Below are 6334 nucleotides of genomic sequence, written 5' to 3' on the forward strand. Positions count from 1 at the left end.
GGCACGGACACGCTCTCGGTGAGCTCGCCGTCAGGCGAGTACCGGCGGACCTCTCCCAGCCCCCACATCGCGATCCAGAGGTGCCCCTCGGCGTCGATGGTCACGCCATCGGGATAGCCCTCACTGAAGGCGAGGAACTCCTCACGGGGCCCAGTGGCGCCGGTATTGGCGCCGTAGCTGCGCCGGAAGACGAGGCGGCGGTTGGTGTCGATGCTGTAGAGCTGGGAGCCGTCCGGCGACCAGGCGAGGCCGTTCGAGAGCGTGAGGTCCTCGTCGACCGCTCGCACTCCGCCGTCGTGGTCCACCTGCAGCAGGGTCTCGGTGGTCGACGGGCCCTCGAGGCAGAGGGTGCCGATGAGGTACCGCCCGGCGGGGTCCGGCTTGCCTTCGTTGAGCCGTTGCTTTCCGCCGACGGTCGGCAGCGGCGGGTACCTGCGGACATTCCCGGCAGGGTCGCGGCAAATGAGCGAGTCCTGCCCGGCGACCAGCCAGTCTCCCTGTGCCGATACGGCCACGGCGCCAGTCGTCTCCCCGAAGTGGTGCCAGCCGGTGATCTCGATCCGACCCGCGGGATGGAGGGCTCCCTCAAAGACGATCCCCCGGACAATGTCGACCCACAGCAGACAGCTGCGGATCGGATCCCAGAACGGCCCCTCGCCAAGGATGTGGATTTCGTCGTTGGCAACCGCAGCCGTGACGCTCATGCCGTGCGCTCCCTACGGCCCAGCGCGCCCTCGATGATCGCCCGGATTTCATCGGCGGCCTCTACGAGAACCGAGATAGGGGTGCGGTAGGCGACAGCGCTGATGCTGATCGCCCCCGAGGGTTCGCTCGGCGACGACAGGTAGACGGGAACCGCCAGGCAGTTGATGCCCGGTTCGTTCTCCTGATCGTCGACGGCGAAGCCGCGCTCCCGCGTCTGGGCGAGCTGGGCGTGGAGTTCCGCAGCGTTCCCGGGGCTCCGCGGTGTCTTGCGCACCAGTTCCCTCTCGCCTACCCAGTCTTCGACGTCCTTGAGCGTCAGCAGCCTCCGCGACAGGAGGGCCTTGCCCACGCCTGTGCAGTGGGCCGGGTTGCGGCCGCCGATCGTGGAGGAGAGCCGCACGGCACCCACGGCCGGGTCCACCTTGTCCCGGTAGACGACGTCGGGCCCGTCAAGGACCGCGAAGTGGACGGTCTCGGCGAACCGCTCGGAGAGGCGCTCGAGGACAGGACGGACGCGCACATGCTCCGGGCGGGCCTCGTGGTGGGCGAACGCGAGGCGGAGGAACTCGTCCCCGAGGATGTAGTGCCCCCGGCCGTCCTGGACCGCCAGCCCAGCCCGGCCGAGCGAGGCCAGGGCGCGGTGGACAGTCGGCTTCGGGTGGCCCGTGCGCTGGGTCATCTCGTCCAGGCTCGCCCCGGTGGGCAGCCCCGCGAGCTCGACGAGGACGGCGAGGACGCGGTCGGCGCCTACCAAGCGCTCGTCGCCGGAACCGACTGATGGTTTGCGGGGCATTGGAGTCCTCCTCGTTCTGCCGATATGCTAGCAGCAGTTTCAACTATTAGATCAACATTCCAATAATTGGAAAATGAAAGTTGGAAAGCATGGACTCCAGTCTCCGCAGCTCGGAGTGGTATTCCGGCGAGGACCGCAACGCATACATCCACCGGGCCTGGATGAGGCGGGGCGTCCCCGGAAGCGCCTTCGAGGGCCGCCCGCAGATCGCGATCGCGAACACCGCTTCGGACCTCACCCCGTGCAACGCCCACCTGACCGAGGTCGCCCAGTCGGTGAAGAACGGCATCTACGAGGCCGGAGGGATCCCGCTCGAGCTGCCGGTCGTCTCCCTCGGCGAGACCCAGGTGAGGCCAACGGCGATGCTCTGGCGGAACATGGCGGCGATGGCCACCGAGGAGATGCTTCGCGCCAACCCCATCGACGGCGTCGTCCTGCTCGGAGGATGCGACAAGACCATCCCGTCACTGCTGATGGCCGCAGCATCCGTCGACCTCCCCGCCGTCGTCGTCCCGGGAGGCCCGATGCTCACCGGCACCTTCCGCGGGGAAGCGCTGGGATGCGGAACCGACGTGTGGCGCCTGAGCGAAGAGGTGCGCGCCGGCGCACTGAGCCAGGAACAGTTCGTGAAGTCCGAGTCCTCCATGATCCGCAGCCGCGGCCACTGCAACACCATGGGCACCGCGAGCACGATGGCCTTGGTCGCGGAGGCGCTCGGCACGGTCTTGCCCGGCCTTGCCGGCACCCCCGCGCCCGACAGCCGACTCCTGGAAGCCGCCCACGAGACGGGACGGCTCGCAGTCCAGCTCGTCGCCGAGGAACGGCGCCCCAGCACCTTCCTCACGAAGGCAAGCTTCCACAACGCCATCGTCGCCCTCGCCGCAATCGGCGGCTCCACGAACGCCGTCGTCCACCTCCTGGCCATCGCCGGCCGCCTCGGCATCGACCTGACAGTGGACGACTTCGACCGCATCGGCGCCGAAGTCCCGCTCCTGGTGAACCTCCAGCCTGCCGGACGGTACCTGATGGACGACCTGCAGCGCGCCGGCGGATTCCATGCCGTGCTCCGAGAGGTCCGGGACCTGCTGGATCCCTCGGCGCTCACCATCACCGGAAAGCCCCTGGTCGACTACCTCGACGATGCCCGGATCTGGGACCCGGAGGTCATCGCCCCGCGCGAGAAGCCCCTCCAGCCCGCCGCAGGGATCAGCGTCCTGCGCGGTAGCCTCGCGCCCGGCGGGGCGATCATCAAGCCCTCGGCCGCGTCCCCCCACCTCCTCAGCCACCGCGGCAGGGCGGTCGTGTTCGACAGCATCGAGGACTTCCACGCGCGCATCGACGACCCCGACCTCGACATCGACGCGCACTCGGTGATGGTCCTGCGCGGCTGCGGCCCCAAGGGCTACCCGGGAATGCCCGAAGTCTCCAACATGCCGCTGCCGAAGAAGCTGCTCGAACAGGGCATCCGCGACATGGTCCGGATCTGCGACGGCCGCATGTCCGGCACAGCCTACGGAACCGTCGTCCTCCACGTCACACCGGAGGCAGCCGCAGGGGGCCCGCTCTCCCTTGTGCAGACCGGCGACTGGATCAGCATGGACGTGCCCGCCCGTCGCCTCGACCTCGAGGTCCCGGCCGAAGAGCTCGCAGCTCGCGTCCCCAACGCAGCCACCGTCAAGGGCTACGCGAACCCCGGACGGGGCTGGGAAAAGCTCTACGTCGACCACGTCCTCCAGGCCGACAGGGGAGCGGACCTGGACTTTCTCGTCGGCTCCAGCGGATCTCAGGTCAGCCGTGAATCCCACTGACACCCGGCTGCCCCCGCCCGACCCGGCGCTGCTGAGGGCCGTGGCAGCAGCCTGCGGAACTGTCGGGTCCCGGGCCACCGACCGTCTAGCGTCCGCCCACGACGCCTCCCACTACCTCCTCACTCCCCAGGCGGTCGCCACCCCGTCGACGCGTGAGGAAGTGGCGGCGCTCTTCGCCGCCACGCAGGACCTCGGGGTCCCGATGACCTTCCGCTCCGGCGGGACGAGCCTGAGCGGACAGGCAGGCACCGACGGGGTCCTCGTCGACACCCGCCGCGGCTTCCGCAGCATCGAGGTCCTCGACGACGGGTCCAGGGTCCGCACCGGCCCACGTGCGACGGTCCGGATGGTCAACGCCCGGCTCGCACGGCACGGCCGGAAGCTCGGCCCCGACCCGGCCAGCGAGATCGCCTGCACCATCGGCGGGGTGGTCGCCAACAATTCCAGCGGAATGTCCTGCGGCATCCACGCCAACACCTACCGGACCCTCGAATCCGCCATGCTAGTCCTGCCCAGCGGGACCATCCTCGACACCGGCGCCCCCGACGCAGACGCCCGGCTCCGCGCGGCCGAGCCGGAGCTGCACGCCGGGCTCGAGCGGCTGCGCGAGCGGATACTAGGGAACCCGGACTCCGTGGAGCGGATCGGCGCCCTCTACTCGATCAAGAACACCATGGGCTACGGGCTGAACTCTTTCGCCGACTTCGACCGCCCCGCGGACATCCTCGAGCACCTCGTGATCGGCAGCGAGGGAACGCTCGCCTTCGTCGCCGAGGCAACCTTCCACACCGTCCCCATCAAGCAGCACGTCGCCACCGGCCTGCTCCTGTTCCCGGACCTCGCTGCCGCGACAGCCGCACTTCCCGCCCTCGTCGAGGCCGGATTCGCGACCATCGAACTGCTCGACGCCACCAGCCTGCGCGTAGCCCAGCGGGACCCCGAGGCAACCGAGGAACTCAGGGCACTCGCCGTCGTCGACCACGCCGCGCTCCTGGTCGAGTACCAAGAGGCCAGCGCACACGACCTCGAAGCCCGTCTCGCCGCCGCACCCGAGGTCTTCTCCCGCCTCGCCCTCGCCGAGCCCGGCGCGCTCAGCTCCGAGGCGTCCCGGCGTGCCCAGCTGTGGCACCTGCGCAAGGGCCTCTACACCCTGGTCGCCGGCAATCGGCCATCGGGGACCACCGCGCTGCTGGAGGACATCGCCGTCCCCGTCGAGCGGCTCTACGAGACCTGCCGCCAGCTCATCCTGCTCTTCGACAAGCACGAATACGAGGACTCGGTCATCTTCGGCCACGCGAAGGACGGCAACATCCACTTCATGCTCAACGAGCGCTTCGACGAGCCCGGGCTGCTGGCCCGCTACGAGGCCTTCACCGAGGAGATGGTCGAGCTCGTGCTGGCCCAGGGCGGAACCTTGAAGGCCGAGCATGGGACCGGGCGGATCATGGCCCCGTTCGTGCGCCGTCAGTACGGCGACGAACTGTACGAGGTGATGCGCGAGGTCAAGCGCCTGCTCGACCCCGCCGGACTCCTCAACCCGGGCGTGCTGCTCACAGAGGACCCGGAGGCCCACCTGCGCAACCTGAAGACCGCCCCCACAGTGGAGGAGGAGGTCGACCGGTGCGTCGAATGCGGATACTGCGAGCCGGTCTGTCCGAGCCGGGACCTCACCCTCACGCCCAGGCAGCGCATCGTGCTCCGCAGGGAGATGGCCGACGCAGAGGCTGCCGGCGACGATGCGCTCCTCGCCGCCCTGCGCAAGGAGTACGAGTACGACGCCGTGCAGACCTGCGCCGTCGACGGGATGTGCCAGACTGCCTGCCCGGTGCTGATCAACACCGGCGACCTCGTTCGGCGCCTGCGTGCCGAGGCGGCGAAGCCTGCCGCCCAGGCCGGCTGGAAGAGCGCCGCCCGACGATGGGATGAGATCAGCCGCCTCGGCGGACTGGCCATGACCGTCGTCGACGCCGTGCCATCGATCCTGCCCAAGGCCGCGACTGCCGTCGGCCGCGCCGTGCTCGGAGCCGATGCGATGCCTGCCTACTCTGCCGACCTGCCCAAAGGCGGACGACGGCGCCGTCCGCTCGCTGCCGCCGAACCGGTCGCGGTCTACTTCCCCAGCTGCACGAACACGATGTTCGCCCCAGTGGGGGAGGAGGGGGTGAGCGAATCCTTCCTCAGTCTGTGCGCCCGGGCAGGGCTCGCGGTTGCCACCCCAGAAGACATCCCGAGTCTTTGCTGCGGCACTCCTTGGAAGTCCAAGGGCCTCACTGACGGCTATGAAGAGATGAAGCGGAAGGTGGCGGCTTCCCTCCGCCGCGCAACCCGTGGCGGCCAGCTCCCCGTTGTCTGCGACGCCGCATCCTGCACCGAGGGACTGGACATCCTCCTGGGGGCTGCTGGCGAGGCCTCCATTGCAGTGGTCGACGCAGTCGCCTTCGTGGACGGCGTCGTCCTCCCCAGGCTGCCGGTCGGTCAGAAGATCGCATCCGGTCGGTCAGAAGATCGCATCGCTGACGCTCCACCCGACCTGCTCGTCGGTGCACCTCGGCCTGGACGGTGCCTTGAGGCGGGTCGCCGAAGCCGCAGCCGAGCAGGTCATCGTTCCCGACGGCTGGGGCTGCTGTGCGTTCGCGGGAGACCGTGGGATGCTCCACCCAGAGCTCACAGCCTCCGCCACCCTTCCCGAGACCGTGGAGGCGATGGCAGCGGACACCACCGCCTACGCCTCGCTCAACCGGACATGCGAACTCGGGATGACCCGAGCCACGGGGCGGGACTACGAGCACGTCCTGCAGGTGCTCGACCGCACGTTCGGCCCGTGATTCGCGAACGCGCAAAGCATCAGTCTTCCGCGCTGTCGCTTCCCCGGTATTGGAGGGAGTGTCTGAGGAACGGTGTTTGGGTCCGGCGTTCTTCTAGTTGGCGGTCCGTTCGAGGCGTCCGTCGAAGGTGATCGCGAACGCGTTCAGCGGGGCTTTCCACCTGGCCACCCAGCGTGCCCGCCCACCGCCGGTGGGGTCAAGCG

General features: G+C 69.2%; 4 protein-coding genes. 2 read left to right on the forward strand and 2 right to left on the reverse strand.

From position 1 onward, the window contains the following. The coding region (locus LK10_RS11200) for an SMP-30/gluconolactonase/LRE family protein (RefSeq protein WP_043123683.1) at positions 1–704 on the reverse strand (704 nt) is incomplete at its 3' end. Continuing rightward, a complete protein-coding gene (locus tag LK10_RS11205; protein ID WP_043123685.1) occupies positions 701–1498 on the reverse strand; it encodes an IclR family transcriptional regulator in 798 nt (265 codons plus the stop codon). The genes LK10_RS11205 and LK10_RS11200, both read right to left, overlap by 4 nt. Before the next feature lie 89 nt (positions 1499–1587). Between LK10_RS11205 and LK10_RS11210 the strand changes: the two genes are divergently transcribed. Together LK10_RS11210 and LK10_RS11215 are read left to right on the forward strand one after the other, a co-directional pair. Continuing rightward, positions 1588–3306, forward strand: coding sequence for an IlvD/Edd family dehydratase (locus LK10_RS11210; protein ID WP_043123687.1), 1719 nt, complete (start codon positions 1588–1590; stop codon positions 3304–3306). Further along, positions 3293–6262, forward strand: coding sequence for an FAD-binding and (Fe-S)-binding domain-containing protein (locus LK10_RS11215; protein WP_331377472.1), 2970 nt, complete (start codon positions 3293–3295; stop codon positions 6260–6262). Before LK10_RS11210 ends, LK10_RS11215 begins: the two co-directional genes overlap by 14 nt. Positions 6263–6334 lie beyond the last annotated feature (72 nt).

Source organism: Sinomonas humi, from assembly GCF_000802235.1.
In the GTDB taxonomy this organism is placed as follows: domain Bacteria; phylum Actinomycetota; class Actinomycetes; order Actinomycetales; family Micrococcaceae; genus Sinomonas; species Sinomonas humi.